The organism is Castellaniella sp. (assembly GCF_049651205.1).
Classification (GTDB): Bacteria; Pseudomonadota; Gammaproteobacteria; order Burkholderiales; family Burkholderiaceae_B; genus Castellaniella.
Map to the genome: position 1 here is coordinate 43,116 of NZ_JBASBR010000013.1, position 14,138 is coordinate 57,253.

General features: G+C 59.4%; 16 protein-coding genes. 11 read left to right on the plus strand and 5 right to left on the minus strand.

The annotated features are described in order from the left end of the window. Positions 1-23: 23 nt before the first annotated feature. Genes ruvX through WA928_RS09350 form a run of 3 tightly spaced genes read right to left on the minus strand, consistent with a single transcriptional unit; the run spans position 24 to position 1,219 of the window. Positions 24-419, minus strand: a complete 396-nt coding sequence (gene ruvX / locus WA928_RS09340) for a Holliday junction resolvase RuvX (RefSeq protein WP_424302654.1) — start codon at positions 417-419, stop codon at positions 24-26. Beyond that, complete coding sequence (locus WA928_RS09345) at positions 412-1,008, minus strand: YqgE/AlgH family protein (protein WP_424302657.1); 597 nt, start codon at positions 1,006-1,008, stop codon at positions 412-414. The genes ruvX and WA928_RS09345 overlap by 8 nt, the downstream gene beginning before the upstream one ends. 46 nt (positions 1,009-1,054) lie before the next feature. After that, complete coding sequence (locus tag WA928_RS09350) at positions 1,055-1,219, minus strand: rubredoxin (RefSeq protein WP_043685094.1); 165 nt, start codon at positions 1,217-1,219, stop codon at positions 1,055-1,057. Positions 1,220-1,330: 111 nt separating this feature from the next. Between WA928_RS09350 and thiD the strand changes: the two genes are divergently transcribed. From thiD to proB, 9 genes are all read left to right on the plus strand, one after another. Next, a complete protein-coding gene (thiD, locus tag WA928_RS09355; RefSeq protein WP_417275808.1) occupies positions 1,331-2,140 on the plus strand; it encodes a bifunctional hydroxymethylpyrimidine kinase/phosphomethylpyrimidine kinase in 810 nt (269 codons plus the stop codon). After that, positions 2,137-2,778, plus strand: a complete 642-nt coding sequence (gene thiE, locus WA928_RS09360) for a thiamine phosphate synthase (RefSeq protein ID WP_417275807.1) — start codon at positions 2,137-2,139, stop codon at positions 2,776-2,778. Before thiD ends, thiE begins: the two co-directional genes overlap by 4 nt. Before the next feature lie 25 nt (positions 2,779-2,803). Beyond that, entirely contained in the window at positions 2,804-4,081 is a 1,278-nt protein-coding gene (gene hemL, locus WA928_RS09365) for a glutamate-1-semialdehyde 2,1-aminomutase (protein WP_417275806.1), read from the plus strand. 168 nt (positions 4,082-4,249) lie between these two features. Then, entirely contained in the window at positions 4,250-4,780 is a 531-nt protein-coding gene (locus WA928_RS09370; protein ID WP_424302662.1) for a MarR family winged helix-turn-helix transcriptional regulator, read from the plus strand. 115 nt (positions 4,781-4,895) lie between these two features. Beyond that, positions 4,896-6,122, plus strand: a complete 1,227-nt coding sequence (gene argJ / locus WA928_RS09375; RefSeq protein ID WP_417275804.1) for a bifunctional glutamate N-acetyltransferase/amino-acid acetyltransferase ArgJ — start codon at positions 4,896-4,898, stop codon at positions 6,120-6,122. 147 nt (positions 6,123-6,269) lie between these two features. Continuing rightward, a complete protein-coding gene (gene rplU, locus WA928_RS09380; RefSeq protein ID WP_350382745.1) occupies positions 6,270-6,581 on the plus strand; it encodes a 50S ribosomal protein L21 in 312 nt (103 codons plus the stop codon). A gap of 20 nt (positions 6,582-6,601) precedes the next feature. Then, the gene (gene rpmA / locus WA928_RS09385; RefSeq protein ID WP_350382743.1) at positions 6,602-6,862 is read left to right on the plus strand and encodes a 50S ribosomal protein L27; all 261 of its coding nucleotides are present in this window, start codon (positions 6,602-6,604) and stop codon (positions 6,860-6,862) included. A 70-nt stretch (positions 6,863-6,932) separates the two neighbouring features. After that, on the plus strand, positions 6,933-8,027 hold the full coding sequence (obgE, locus tag WA928_RS09390; RefSeq protein WP_424302667.1) for a GTPase ObgE: 1,095 nt from the start codon (positions 6,933-6,935) through the stop codon (positions 8,025-8,027). Between the two features lie 43 nt (positions 8,028-8,070). Continuing rightward, positions 8,071-9,237: a glutamate 5-kinase gene (gene proB / locus WA928_RS09395; protein ID WP_424302670.1), complete on the plus strand. Its 1,167-nt coding sequence runs from the start codon at positions 8,071-8,073 to the stop codon at positions 9,235-9,237. Here the strand turns inward: proB and WA928_RS09400 are convergent. Continuing rightward, positions 9,218-9,706 carry an Lrp/AsnC ligand binding domain-containing protein gene (locus WA928_RS09400; RefSeq protein ID WP_350382740.1) on the minus strand — a complete coding sequence of 163 codons (489 nt, stop codon included), beginning with the start codon at positions 9,704-9,706 and terminating at the stop codon, positions 9,218-9,220. The genes proB and WA928_RS09400 overlap by 20 nt on opposite strands. Before the next feature lie 232 nt (positions 9,707-9,938). On the opposite strand from WA928_RS09400, the gene WA928_RS09405 reads away from it, so the two are divergent. Together WA928_RS09405 and thiC are read left to right on the plus strand one after the other, a co-directional pair. Continuing rightward, the gene (locus tag WA928_RS09405) at positions 9,939-11,189 is read left to right on the plus strand and encodes a D-amino acid dehydrogenase (RefSeq protein WP_417275801.1); all 1,251 of its coding nucleotides are present in this window, start codon (positions 9,939-9,941) and stop codon (positions 11,187-11,189) included. 263 nt (positions 11,190-11,452) lie between these two features. Next, positions 11,453-13,366, plus strand: a complete 1,914-nt coding sequence (gene thiC / locus WA928_RS09410) for a phosphomethylpyrimidine synthase ThiC (protein WP_424302675.1) — start codon at positions 11,453-11,455, stop codon at positions 13,364-13,366. A 109-nt stretch (positions 13,367-13,475) separates the two neighbouring features. On the opposite strand, the gene WA928_RS09415 is transcribed toward thiC, so the two are convergent. After that, on the minus strand, positions 13,476-14,105 hold the full coding sequence (locus WA928_RS09415; RefSeq protein ID WP_350382844.1) for an OmpA family protein: 630 nt from the start codon (positions 14,103-14,105) through the stop codon (positions 13,476-13,478). Positions 14,106-14,138: the final 33 nt, after the last annotated feature.

Sequence of the window (14,138 nt, forward strand, 5' to 3'; positions counted from 1 at the left end):
GACCACCCGGGCGATGTGGCTCATCATACCTGCTGATCGAAATACCGCTGCAAAATCACAGCAGCAGCCATGGCATCGTCGGGGGCGTTGCTGCTCAGAATGTGCTGGGCCTCCAGGCTGGATCCGCGCTCATCAATCAAAACCACGGCCAGGCCAAATCGGCCCTCCAGCTGATGGGCAAAACGTCGGCTTTGCTGTGAAGCGGCTTGTTCTTGCCCATCGAGCGTCAGCGGCAAACCCACCACCACCCGGTTGGGCTGCCATTCGTCGAGCAAGGCGGCAATCTGGTCAAATCGTTGCACCCGGGTGGTTGGTGTCAGGATGCACAAGGGCCTGGCCTGTGCGGTCAGTGTGTTACCCAGAGCTACTCCGATTTTTCGGAGGCCAAAATCAAAGGCTAGCAGAACCTCTTCAGGCATGACCCGCATCGCTGGCCAGCATCGCAGAGCGGATACCCAGCTGCGCCAGGGCTGCATCGTAGCGTTGCTCGGCCGGGGTATCGAACAGGATTTCGTGGGAGGACAGCACATTGAGCCATGCATTGCTGGCGAGCTCGTCCTCGAGCTGGCCGGCCCCCCAGCCTGCATAGCCTAGCGTGACTAGCAAATGGGCGGGCCCGTGCCCTGCTGCAACGTCTTGCAGCACATCCCGCGAAGTGGTGAGTGCCACGTTGTCGTCTACCGGAATGCTGGAGTTGTAATCACCGCGTGGCACGTGCAGCACAAAGCCACGATCGGTTTGTACCGGCCCGCCAAAAAAAACCGGGGTTTCACGTACCGGGCCAATCTCGAGTGACAGGGGAAGGTCGATGCGCTGGAGGAGGTCTCCGATGGTGAGATCGGTGGGGCGATTGACCACCAGACCCAGTGCACCGTGCTCGGTGTGTTCGCAGACATAAATAACGGTGTTGGCGAGCTCGCCTGACACCCTGCCGGGCATGGCCAGTAACAACTGGCGCGAGAGATCAATCCGAGGGTTTTCTTCGGCAGCATGCGGTTTGGTCGTCATGATGATCTCCCTGGAGGCGGGCCAAACGGCCCATATCCCTAGAGTATCAGATCTCGATGAGTTCGAAATCTTCTTTGCGGGCCCCGCATTCGGGGCATACCCAGTTGGGTGGCACGTCTTCCCAACGCGTGCCCGGTGCAATCCCGTCTTCGGGAAAGCCCGCCGCTTCATCGTAAATCCAGCCGCAAATAAGACACATCCATGTGCGCATGACCATCAAACCTTAAATCAGGCCTGCCAGAGAATCCGCAAGCCGCATCCATTAGAATGGATGCCATAGTACCCAATCCGCCGGGCTGTCTGCCGGCTTGTCGCGCGTGTCATGGCCTCCCCGCTTATATCGTCTCTGTCACTTCCGCTGATTCTCGGCTCTTTCGATCCCAGTGGCGCCAGTAACCTGCCTGCTGACGCGGTCATCTGTGCGCAGCTTGGGCTGCACGCCTGCTCTGTGGTGACCGCGATTCTGGCTCAGGATACCTCCGGCATCCAGTCTGTCCAGCGGATCTCTCCAGAATTCATCGACGAACAGGCCCGCTGTCTGCTCGAAGACATGGCAATCGGCGCCATCAAGATCGGGCCACAATACGACCCGGAAACCATCGCTACGCTGGCCCAACTGGCGGCCGACTACAGCACCCTGCCTCTGGTATTGCATCTGACACGGCCGCCTGATGTGCCCGACCTCGACGATCTGGATGCTGAGGACACTGTGGGCGCTTTGCTGGACCTGTTGGTACCCCAGGCACACATTTTGGTGCTGAATGCCTCACAGCCAGAACATTGGGCCAGCCAGGGCCTGCTCTCGGAGACCCGGGCAGACTCCCCCATCCAGGCCTTGCTTGAGCTGGGTGCCTCGCATGTGCTGTGCTGCCATTTCAGTCCGGGTACTGATGGCCCGGGCCTAAGCTGGCATAGCCAGGATCAGGCCAGCCAACGGTGGCCCCTGCCGACATCACCCGTACGGGCCACCGACCGCGAAAGCCTGTTGGCTACCTTGCTGACCTATCATCTGGCACAAGGGCTTACCCCCGAGGCAGCTGTGCAGCAAGCCGCCGGCCAGGCCGGGCACATGCTGACACATACGTTTCACCCGGGGATGGGGCAGCAGATCTTACGTTTCACCACACCATGAATTCACTCAGATTTCCGCACGGCCTATACGGCGTCACCCCCGACTGGCCCGATACTCACCGCTTGCTTGAGGCCATCCGCCAGGCACACGCAGGCGGCATGCAAGTGCTGCAATGGCGGCGCAAACTGGGCGACCCGGCCAAGCAGCGGGCCCAAGCCCTCTCGGTGCGCGACCTCTGCCGCGAACTTCATCTGCCCCTGATCATCAATGACGACTGGCGCCTGGCATTGGCGCTGGATGCCGACGGCGTGCATCTGGGCAAAGACGATGGCACACTGGCTGAGGCACGACGCGAGATGGGCCCCCACAAACTGATCGGGTGCTCGTGCTACAACCAGCCGGCCTTGGCACACCAGCATCTGCAGGTGCCCGTGGATTACATTGCCTTTGGCGCAATGTTTCCTTCCGCGGTCAAACCAGATGCCGTACGCGCCTCTCTGGACGACATTCGCGAGGGGCACAAGATCAGCGCCCTGCTCTCACCCCGTCCAGCCGTAGTGGCCATTGGCGGCATTGGCCCGGATAATGCACCGTCAGTCATCCAGGCCGGCGCCGACAGTATTGCTGTGATCAGCGCCCTGTTCAACGCCCCCGATATCACCGCCGCAGCACAACGCTGCAGCGCACTTTTTTCCTGATCCCTTTTTCGATAAGTACTCAGCCATGCCCCGTAATTCAGACCTTTTCGATCGCGCCTGCCGAGCCATCCCCGGTGGGGTCAATTCTCCCGTACGGGCCTTTCGCTCGGTGGGCGGCACGCCGCCCTTCATCCAGCGCGCTCAAGGCCCCTACCTATGGGATGCTGAGAATACCCGCTACATTGATTATGTCGGATCGTGGGGCCCTGCAATCCTGGGCCATGCCGACCCCGAAGTCGTCCGTGCCGTTCAGGCTGCAGCCGAAGGCGGCTTGTCTTTCGGAGCCCCCACCGAGGCAGAAATCCAGATCGCTGAGGCAATCATCGAGCGCATCCCGTCCATTGAACAGGTGCGCCTGGTCAGCTCGGGCACCGAAGCCACGATGTCCGCCATCCGCCTGGCCCGGGGCCACACCGGCCGCAACAAGATTGTGAAATTTGAAGGCTGCTATCACGGACACTCTGACAGCCTTCTGGTGAAGGCAGGATCCGGCATGCTGACTTTCGGCCACCCGTCTTCGGCAGGGGTACCGCCCGAATTCGTGCAACATACGCTGGTGCTCGACTACAACCACCTGGATAGCGTCGAAGCCGTTTTTGCCCAATACCCCGAGGAGATCGCCTGCGTCATTGTCGAGCCCATTGCCGGCAACATGAACTTCGTACGGCCTGCAGCAGGCTTTCTGGAAGGCCTGCGCAAGCTATGCAGCCAGTACGGCGCCTTGCTGATTTTCGATGAAGTCATGACAGGTCTGCGCGTCGGGCCGCAAGGCATGCAGGGCTTGTGCGGCGTAACCCCCGACCTCACCACCCTGGCCAAGATCATCGGCGGCGGCATGCCGGTAGGGGCCTTTGGCGGGCGCGCTGACGTCATGGCCAATATTGCTCCTCTGGGCGCGGTGTACCAGGCAGGCACCTTGTCGGGCAACCCGGTGGCCGTGGCCGCCGGGCTTGTAACCCTACAACGGCTGGCCGCACCAGGGCTCTACGAAAACCTGCATCAGCAAACCGGCAAATTGGTTCAGGGGCTGATCAAGGCCGCCCATCAGCACGGGGTCGAGTTTTGCGGCGACTGGCAAGGCGGTCTCTTTGGCATTTATTTCCGCAACACCATCCCGCAAAGCCTGGCAGAAGTCTCGGCCTGCAACCAGGAGGCCTTCAAGCGGTTTTTCCACGGGATGCTTGAAGCCGGTGCGTACTTCGCACCTTCGGCCTTCGAAGCCGGGTTTGTATCAACCACGCACGACGACGCTGTCATCGATGCCACGCTGGACGCCGCCAACCGGGTATTTGCCACCCTGTAAGGCAAACCTGCAAGGCCAGAAAATGTACCAATCTGCAGAAATCACCGGCAGATTGGTACAAACCTCAAGTTTCTTGATGTAAAGCAAGGAAACCCGCGCCCTCCACCCCTACACTAGGCTCGTCATTCATATCTCAGCGGCGGCTTATTACCGCCCCAAAGGCGCGCCATGACCGACTACACACACTACGTCGCCACGCAACACCCCGCTGTTGCACTCCCCCCCCGCGACCTCGAAACCCGCATCACCGACAAAGAATCCCCCGACATCCGCCTCTGGCTGCGTATGCTCAGTTGCTGCAACCTCATCGAGACCGAGGTTCGATCCCGTTTGCGCACCGAGTTCCAGACCACGTTGCCACGCTTCGACCTCCTCTCACAACTCACGCATACCCCAAAAGGGCTCAAAATGTCCGAGCTCTCCCGCCTGATGATGGTCAGCAACGGCAACATTACCGGCATCGCCGACCAACTCGAGAAAGACGGCCTGATCGAACGCCAGAGAAACGAAACCGATCGCCGCAGCTCGCTGCTGCGCCTTACCCAAAAAGGGCGCCGTTATTACCGACGCATGCAAAGTGCCCACGATTCCTGGATTCAATCACTGCTCGGCGGCATGGCCCCTTCTGCACGATCCAGCCTGTTCGAACTCCTGGGCGATCTCAAACGCACCACACATACCCGATTGCCTGTGGCCTAATCGCTGCACAGTCTGGTTTGGCCTCTCATGCAAACCCTCATTCGGCATAGAATGAGGGTTTGTTTCATTCTTGCCCCGCCCGCACAGGTACGGCATCTCATCACGCACTCAAGCCATGGCCATCAATTTGCATATTCCGGCGCGCGACGCCATTTTCCCCGTTGCAGGCATCCGTATTGGCACGGCCGAAGCCAGCATCCGCAAAGCAGGCCGACGCGACCTCACCGTCTTTTTGCTCGCGCCCAACACCACGGTGGCTGGTGTCTTTACCCGCAACCGGTTTCGCGCTGCACCGGTGCAAGTGTGCGAGGCCCATCTGGCGGCACAGGCAGGCATCCGGGCGCTGGTTATCAACACTGGCAATGCCAATGCAGGCACCGGAGAACCCGGCCTGCAGGCAAGCAATCAGACCTGTGAGGCACTGGCAAGCCAGCTGGGCGTGCACGCCACACAGATTTTGCCGTTTTCCACGGGGGTCATCCTCGAGCCCCTGCCAGTAGACCGCCTGATTGCCGGCCTGCCTGCTGCTGTGGCCGATGCACAATCGGCGCACTGGTTTGAAGCTGCCCACAGCATCATGACCACCGACACGCAACCCAAGATTCATTCGCAACAGATCGATCTGGGCGGCACCACGGTAACCATCACCGGCATCAGCAAGGGTGCGGGCATGATCCGCCCCAATATGGCCACGATGCTGGGTTTTCTGGCCACCGACGCGGGCCTGCCTGCACCACTGCTCAAAACCCTGGCCAGCCAGATCGCCAACCAGTCGTTCAATCGCATCACGGTGGATGGTGACACCTCCACCAACGACTCCTTCATCATCATGGCCACCGGGGCCAGCGGCGTCCAGATCCAGTCCCCACAAGACCCTCGCTTCCAGCCACTGGTGCAGGCACTCACTCAGGCCGCACGCGATCTGGCCCAAAAAATCGTGCGCGACGCCGAAGGTGCAACCAAATTCATGACCATCCAGGTCGAACAGGCCGCCACCACCGAAGAAGCTCTGAAGGTGGCTTATTCCATTGCCCATTCGCCTTTGGTAAAAACCGCGTTTTATGCGTCCGACCCCAATCTGGGCCGAATCCTCGCAGCTATTGGCTACGCGGGCATTGACGATCTCGACGTCTCCAAACTTACCCTGTGGTTGGGCGACATCCAGGTGGCCACGCAAGGTGGTCGCGATCCCAACTATCTCGAAGAAGACGGCCAGCGCATCATGGCGCAAGCAGAGATCCTGGTACGGGTAGCACTGGGACGTGGCCAAACCTCCGATACCGTCTATACGTGTGATTTTTCCCACGAATACGTCAGTATCAATGCAGATTACCGCTCTTAGGGGCTTGATTTACAAGATCAAATCTGCAAAAATACTTGGCTTGGCCATGCTTATGCATTTAAGCACAGGCCTTTTTGGCATCCCTGGTGCAAGGCTTAGGCTCTTTTTAAGCATGAGGCACCAGGAATATTCTCACAGGAAATCCCCATGTACGCGGTCATAAAAACCGGTGGCAAACAGTATCGTGTTTGCGCTGGCCAAAAACTGAAAATCGAACAGATACCAGCTGACATTGGGCAAGAAATCTCGCTAGACCAGGTTTTGTCGGTTGGCGAAGGTGATGCGCTGAAAATCGGCACGCCTTTCGTCACGGGCGCTGCGGTCAAAGCCACTGTTCTTGCACAAGGTCGTCACGACAAGGTCAAAATCTTCAAGATGCGCCGGCGCAAGCATTATCAAAAGCACCAAGGCCATCGCCAGAATTTCACCGAAATCCGCATCGACGCCGTTGCGGCCTGACCTGACCAAGGAGCACACTCATGGCACACAAAAAGGGCGGCGGCTCAACGCGTAACGGCCGCGATTCAGAATCCAAACGGCTGGGCGTCAAAGTATATGGCGGCCAACAAATCTCGGCGGGCGGCATCATTGTTCGCCAGCGGGGCACGCAATTCCATCCTGGCGTCAATGTCGGCATCGGCAAAGACCACACGTTGTTCTCCCTTGTGGACGGCACCGTGCAGTTTTCCGTCAAGGGCGCGCTTAACAAGCGCACCGTGTCGGTAAACGCCAGCAACTGATCTTCACCGATCAGCCAAAAAGAGGCCCTGCTTGATAGCAGGGTCTTTTTGTTTAAGTAGAATATGCATCATGAAATTTGTAGACGAAGCCACGATTGAAGTCGTTGCCGGCAAGGGTGGTAACGGCGTGGCCAGCTTTCGCCGCGAAAAATTTATCCCGATGGGCGGGCCCGACGGCGGCGATGGCGGCCGTGGCGGCTCTATCCTGGCGGTGGCCGATCGCAACATCAATACCTTGATTGACTACCGTTATGCACGCCTGCACCGTGCAAAAAATGGTGAAAACGGCCGCGGCTCCGACCAGTACGGCGCGGGGGCAGCCGATATTGTCCTGCGCATGCCGGTGGGCACCGTCATCTACGATGCCGAGACAAACCAGCAACTCTTCGATCTCGACCACCACGGCCAGCAAGTCACGCTGGCCGCCGGTGGCAACGGAGGGCTGGGCAATCTGCACTTCAAATCCAGCACCAATCGCGCACCACGGCAATTTACGCCGGGGCGCGAGGGCGAACAGCACCATCTGCGGCTTGAACTCAAAGTGCTGGCCGATGTGGGTTTGCTGGGGATGCCCAATGCGGGCAAATCCACCCTCATTGCCAAGGTATCTAATGCCCGGCCAAAGATCGCAGACTACCCCTTTACCACGCTGCATCCCAACCTGGGCGTGGTGCGCACATCCACCTCGCACAGTTTCGTCATCGCCGATATTCCGGGCCTGATCGAAGGCGCCTCCGAAGGCGCCGGGCTGGGACACCAATTTTTGCGTCACCTCAGCCGCACCCGGGTGCTCTTGCATCTGCTGGACGTCTACTCGCCTGATCCCGATATCGACGCCTGCGCACAAGCAGTGCGGGACGCCCAGGCGATCACCCGCGAGCTTGAGCGCTACAGCCCCGAGCTCGCAGCCAAGCCCCGTTGGCTGATACTAAACAAGATGGATATGGTTGAAGACGCTGCTGCGATCCAGCGACGTATTTGCCAGGAGCTGCAGTGGTCCGGCCCGGTCTACGGGATCTCGGCACTGACAGGCACCGGTACGCCAGCCCTGATGGGCGCCATCCAGACATGGCTGGACGAACAGCAGCAAGCCGAGCACGCCCACGATGAAGACCCGCGTTTCGTGGACGACAAAACAGACCCGGCATCTCCCGACGCGCACTAAACTGTCCCATTACCGCCGTCACTTTTTCGTTACGCCCTGCAGCATGAGTTCATCCAGCCTCTCTCCTTCGGTTGCACAACACGCCCACCGCTTGGTGCTTAAAGTGGGATCCTCTTTGGTCACCAACGAAGGGCGTGGCATCGACACCCAAGCGGTGGCCCAATGGGCCGAGCAAATTGCTGCCTTGCACGCAGCTGGGCGCCAGGTGGTTCTGGTTTCCAGCGGCGCGATTGCCGAGGGCATGGCACGGTTGGGCTGGCCGCGGCGGCCCAAGGCAATGTCCGAGCTGCAGGCGGCGGCTGCCGTGGGACAAATGGGCCTGGTACAGGCCTACGAAGCGGCGTTTGCACGCCACGGGGTACGCACCGCACAAATCCTGCTGACCCACGAAGACCTCTCTGATCGGCGCCGCTACTTAAATGCTCGCAGCACGCTGGTGACCCTGCTGAATCTGGGCGTGGTGCCGATTGTCAATGAGAACGACACCGTGGTCACCGATGAGATCCGGGTGGGCGACAACGACACGCTGGGCGCGCTGGTCACCAACCTGGTTGAAGCCAGGGTACTCATCATCCTCACCGACCAGGCCGGCCTGTACAGTGCCGATCCACGCAAACACCCGGATGCCGAATTCATCCATCAGGGCCAAGCGGGCGACCCTGCACTTGAAGCAATGGCGGGTGGCGCAGGCAGTACTTTTGGCACCGGGGGGATGTTGACCAAAGTATTGGCCGCACGACGGGCAGCCAACAGCGGCGGGCACACGATCATCGCTTCCGGGCGCGAGCCCGCCGTACTGCAACGCCTGACCGCCGGCGAACCCATCGGCACCGAGCTGCAGGCCGTATTGCCCGTCCGCTCGGCACGCCAGCGCTGGATGGTGAACCATCTGCGCTTACGCGGCCGCGTTACGCTGGATGCAGGCGCCGTGCGCGCTCTGACACAAGGGCATCGCAGCCTGCTACCTATTGGTGTGATCGACGTCGAGGGAGATTTCGAGCGGGGTGATGTGGTGGCCTGCGTGGATGAGCATGGAGTAGAGTGCGGCCGCGGCCTGATCAACTATTCTTCTGCAGATACCGCCCGCATCCTGCGCCAGCCCAGCGCGCAGATTGCCGAGATCTTGGGCCATCTGTCAGACCCGGAACTCATTCACCGCGACAACCTGGTGGTGGTGCGCCCCGCAGGCGCTATTTCTGGGCAGCAATAAACAGCGTTTCTTTTACCTCTTCCATCACCACACAGCTTTTGGTTTGGGTCACCCCGGGCAGCCGCAACAGAATATTGCCCAACAGGTGGCGATACTGGCCAATTTCTTTGATACGGGCCTTGATCAGGTAGTCGAAGTCTCCGGACACCAGGTGGCATTCCAGTACCTGCGGCACACACAGGACTTCGCGGCGAAATTCCTCGAAGGTACGCTCTGACTTGCTGGACATAGTGATTTCCACAAACACCAGCAAACCTGCATCCAGGGCAACAGGCGCCACACGTGCGTGATATCCCGTAATCACACCGTCACGCTCCAACCGGCGCACACGCTCAATGCAGGGTGTGACTGTCAGCCCAATCGCGTCAGCCAGCTCGGTCATGGAGAGACGGCCATTTTGCTGCAGAAGATCCAGGATGCGCCGGTCGAGCTTATCGAGCGCGTGGACGGATTCTTTTTGAACTCTCATAGGGGCTCCCGCGAGCATTGGAGTGCCTGTGACAGGCCCGCAAGACAGGCCTTAAACACTTGATCTTAAACATTTAAATTTCCATCAGGCGGCAAACCAGCATTTTGTGCTGACAATTGTAGCCAGATAGATGGGCAGACGTTTATATTCCTGCAAACTACATTTTTTCATAAAAAATCACCCACTGATATCGCCTATCATCATCAAAAATTACTCTCTATGAGGTTTGGTCATGAAAGTTCTGGTTTTGGGAGCAGGCGTGGTCGGTGTTACCAGCGCCTACTATCTGGCTCAGCAGGGGCATGAAGTCACTGTAATCGATCGCGAAACCAGTACGGCCGAAGAAACCAGCTTCGGTAACGCCGGCCAGCTGTCGTTTGGATACTCATCTCCCTGGGCTGCACCGGGCATTCCCCTGAAAGCCCTGAAATGGCTGTTTACCCAGCATGCGCCGCTAACCATCCGGCCCGATGGCAGCCTGTTTCAGTTGCGCTGGATGTACGACATGTGGCGCAATTGCACACCGGCACGCTACGCCACCAATAAAGAGCGCATGCTGCGGCTATCCACTCATAGCCGCCAATGCCTGCATCAGCTGCAGGCAGACACGGGCATCCAGTTTGAAGGCCGTCGCCAAGGCACCCTGCAGGTGTTTCGCACACAAAAGCAGATGGACGACGCACAGCGTGACGTCCAGGCACTCAGCGACGCGGGCGTTGCCTTCGAGCTGGTTGACGGTGACCATCTGGTGGATTACGAGCCCGCCCTGCATCAGGTGCGCCACAAGCTGGTGGGCGGCCTGCGCACCCCCGAAGACGAAACCGGAGACTGCCGGCTGTTCACCCACGAACTGACGCAACTGGCAGAACAGCAAGGTGTGCAGTTTCGCTTCGGCGAAGTGATCCAGTCCTTGCAACAGGCCAGCGGGCGCATCACCGGTGTGCAGTGCGCCTCGGGGCTGCTGCAGGCCGACGCCTATGTGGTGGCGCTGGGTTCGTACTCGCCATTGCTGCTGCGCGGTATTGTCGACTTGCCCATTTATCCCATGAAAGGCTATTCCATCACAGTGGATATCTCAGACCCTGCCCGCGCACCAGTGTCTACTTTGCTGGACGAAACTTACAAGATCGCCCTGACACGATTTGACGATCGCATCCGTGTGGGCGGCATGGCCGAGGTGGTGGGCTACGACACCCATCTGGATCCCCGCCGTCAGCGCACCCTGGAGATGGTGCTTAACGATCTGTTTCCCGGCAGCTACGCGCCTGGTGATGCACATTTCTGGACAGGCCTGCGGCCCAAGACGCCTGACAGCACCCCCATCGTGGGGCGCACGCGCTTAAGCAATCTGTTCCTTAACACCGGCCATGGCACCCTGGGATGGACCATGGCATGCGGCAGCGGGCAACTGATATCAGATCTGGTCTCGGGCAAGCCTACCGCCATCCGCAGCGACGATCTGGGCGTGCAGCGCTATCGCTAGGTGTTGGCCTTGATGCACACCTGGAGCACCACAAAATAATGATTATTTAAGCAATACCCTGCCCAACCCGCATCGACACCCGTATACTTGGCCTCACGCGGGGGTACTCGACGGCATTGTCGGCGGGTTGAGAAACACCCTTCGTACCAGTACGGATAATGCCGATGCTGGGAGCGTGCAGGGTGTCTCTCAGGGGCATCTTGCGTCCAATCCTCCCCGACTCGGCTCCATTTCCGAAATTCTTTCGAACCTGGAGCTCCTTCTTGAATACCCATCCCTCTTTTCTGGCCACACAGGCCACTGTCGACCCGGCTGCTGTCCATCCATTGCCCGCGTCACAAAAAATCCACGTTACTGGCTCACGTGCCGACCTGCGTGTCCCGTTCCGGGAAATCCACCAGGATGACACCCCAGGGCAGTTTGGCGGCGAGCCCAATCCACCACTGACTGTATATGACACGAGTGGCCCGTACACTGACCCATCCGCAACCATCGACATCCGCAAGGGGCTGAGTGCCCCCAGGTTGCCATGGATTCTGGAGCGCGAAGACACAGAGACCCTGCCGGGGCCAAGCAGCCAGTTCGGGCGTGCCCGGCAGGCAGATCCCGAGGCAGACAGCCTGCGTTTTACACGCACACGTGCTCCGCGTCGTGCCCATGCAGGCTGCAACGTGACGCAGATGCATTACGCATGCCGAGGTATCATCACTCCCGAGATGGAGTACGTGGCCATCCGCGAAAACCTGCGCCGCGAGCAATACGTCGAGGCTCTGCATCAAACAGGCCCGGACGGTGCACGCCTGGCCGAGCGTCTGACACGGCAACATGCCGGCCAATCCTTTGGGGCCAGCATCCCGGAGACCATCACCCCCGAGTTTGTACGCCAGGAAGTAGCTCGCGGGCGGGCGATCATCCCGGCCAACATCAACCATCCTGAAATTGAGCCCATGGCCATCGGGCGTAATTTTCTGGTGAAGGTAAACGCCAACATAGGCAACTCGGCCATCCGCTCGGACATCTACGAAGAAGTGGAGAAAATGACCTGGGCAATCCGGTGGGGTGGCGACACGGTGATGGATCTGTCCACTGGCAAACATATCCACGAAACCCGCGAATGGATTATCCGCAACTCACCCGTACCAATTGGCACAGTGCCGATTTATCAGGCACTGGAAAAAGTGGGGGGCGTGGCTGAAGAACTGAACTGGGAGATTTTCAGGGACACCTTGATCGAGCAGGCCGAGCAAGGTGTGGATTACTTCACCATCCACGCCGGGGTGCGTCTGCCATTTGTCCCCATGACAGCCAGCCGCATGACAGGGATTGTCTCCCGTGGGGGCTCGATCATGGCCAAATGGTGTCTGGCCCATCATCGCGAAAGCTTTCTGTATGAGCACTTCGAAGACATCTGCAACATCATGAAGGCGTACGACGTCAGCTTCTCGCTGGGTGATGGCCTGCGGCCGGGATCGGGGTACGACGCCAATGACGAGGCACAATTTGCAGAGCTGCGCACCCTGGGCGAACTGACCCAGGTGGCCTGGAAGCATGAGGTTCAGGTGATGATCGAAGGGCCGGGCCACGTGCCTATGCATCTCATCCGCGAGAACATGGACTTGCAACTCAAGCACTGCCACGAAGCACCCTTTTATACCCTGGGCCCCCTGACTACCGACATTGCCCCCGGATACGACCACATCACATCCGGCATTGGTGCTGCAATTATCGGCTGGTATGGCACGGCCATGCTGTGCTACGTGACACCAAAAGAGCACCTGGGCTTACCCAACAAGAAAGACGTCAAGGACGGCATCATCACGTACAAGATTGCTGCCCATGCCGCCGATCTGGCCAAGGGACACCCGGGCGCGGCGATCCGGGATAACGCACTATCCAAGGCGCGCTTCGAGTTTCGTTGGGAAGACCAGTTCAATTTGGGGCTGGATCCCGACACGGCGCGCGCGTTTCACGACGAAACCCTGCCCAAGGACTCTATGAAAGTGGCTCACTTTTGCTCGATGTGCGGGCCTAAGTTCTGCAGCATGAAGATCTCGCAAGATGTGCGCGACTACGCCCGCGACAACGGCCTGGACGAAACGACGGCACTGGCTCAGGGCATGGCGGCAAAATCGGCGGAGTTTATCGCCAGTGGTGCACAGATCTACCAGAAGGTGTAGTGCCCAGCACGGTGCCCGGCCATCCGACAACCGGCACCCTGCCCGCACGAAAAAGCCCGCACAGGCCCGGCATTGCCGGGCCTGTGCGGGCTGATAAGCAGCTTGCGGCTTATTTCACTGCATACAGAAAGAGCTCAACACGCCGGTTAAGGGCCCGCCCTTCGGCGGTGCCATTGTCACCAATCGGGTTGGCAGCGCCACGTCCCTCGGCCATCAGGCGGCCTGCCGCCACCCCCTGACCCGACAGATACTGCGTGACGGCCGCTGCACGACGCTGCGACAGCGGCATATTGATGGAATCGCTACCGGTAGAGTCGGTGTAACCGATCGACTTGGCACGCAGCTCGGGGTGTTGCGTCAGTGCACGTGCCACGCTATCGAGCACAGGCAGCAGTGCCGGTTTGAGCTGAGCCTTGCCAGTATCAAAGGATACGTTGCTGGGAATATTGACCTTGAGCGTGCCATCAGGCATCTCGATAACTGCTACCCCCAGATTGGATGCGCCGGACTTTTCGACATCCTGCTTGATGCCTTTCCAGTTGTAGCCGACGACACCGCCCACCACAGAACCAATCCCGGCACCAATCATGGCCGCCTGGCTGCTATCGCCTATCAAGGCTCCCAGGCCTGCCCCAAGAGCAGCACCGGCGCCGGCACCCACAGCCGTATTTTGGCCCTGAGGTGTGACATTGGCGCAAGCTGTCAGCAAGGCCAGGCTGCCGATTACGCTTGCCCGCATGACGTATCGTTTGGATAAAAGCATGGAACCCTC

Excerpts from the sequence above, each read along its gene's own strand:
- argJ (WP_417275804.1), top strand. The coding sequence starts at position 4,896 with ATGGCCATCAATTTGCATATTCCGGCGCGCGACGCCATTTTCCCCGTT.
- rplU (WP_350382745.1), top strand. The coding sequence starts at position 6,270 with ATGTACGCGGTCATAAAAACCGGTGGCAAACAGTATCGTGTTTGCGCT.
- thiD (WP_417275808.1), top strand. The coding sequence starts at position 1,331 with ATGGCCTCCCCGCTTATATCGTCTCTGTCACTTCCGCTGATTCTCGGC.
- WA928_RS09345 (WP_424302657.1), bottom strand. The coding sequence starts at position 1,008 with ATGACGACCAAACCGCATGCTGCCGAAGAAAACCCTCGGATTGATCTC.
- WA928_RS09400 (WP_350382740.1), bottom strand. The coding sequence starts at position 9,706 with ATGAGAGTTCAAAAAGAATCCGTCCACGCGCTCGATAAGCTCGACCGG.
- WA928_RS09350 (WP_043685094.1), bottom strand. The coding sequence starts at position 1,219 with ATGCGCACATGGATGTGTCTTATTTGCGGCTGGATTTACGATGAAGCG.
- proB (WP_424302670.1), top strand. The coding sequence starts at position 8,071 with ATGAGTTCATCCAGCCTCTCTCCTTCGGTTGCACAACACGCCCACCGC.
- WA928_RS09405 (WP_417275801.1), top strand. The coding sequence starts at position 9,939 with ATGAAAGTTCTGGTTTTGGGAGCAGGCGTGGTCGGTGTTACCAGCGCC.
- ruvX (WP_424302654.1), bottom strand. The coding sequence starts at position 419 with ATGCCTGAAGAGGTTCTGCTAGCCTTTGATTTTGGCCTCCGAAAAATC.
- WA928_RS09370 (WP_424302662.1), top strand. The coding sequence starts at position 4,250 with ATGACCGACTACACACACTACGTCGCCACGCAACACCCCGCTGTTGCA.
- hemL (WP_417275806.1), top strand. The coding sequence starts at position 2,804 with ATGCCCCGTAATTCAGACCTTTTCGATCGCGCCTGCCGAGCCATCCCC.
- obgE (WP_424302667.1), top strand. The coding sequence starts at position 6,933 with ATGAAATTTGTAGACGAAGCCACGATTGAAGTCGTTGCCGGCAAGGGT.
- rpmA (WP_350382743.1), top strand. The coding sequence starts at position 6,602 with ATGGCACACAAAAAGGGCGGCGGCTCAACGCGTAACGGCCGCGATTCA.
- WA928_RS09415 (WP_350382844.1), bottom strand. The coding sequence starts at position 14,105 with ATGCGGGCAAGCGTAATCGGCAGCCTGGCCTTGCTGACAGCTTGCGCC.
- thiE (WP_417275807.1), top strand. The coding sequence starts at position 2,137 with ATGAATTCACTCAGATTTCCGCACGGCCTATACGGCGTCACCCCCGAC.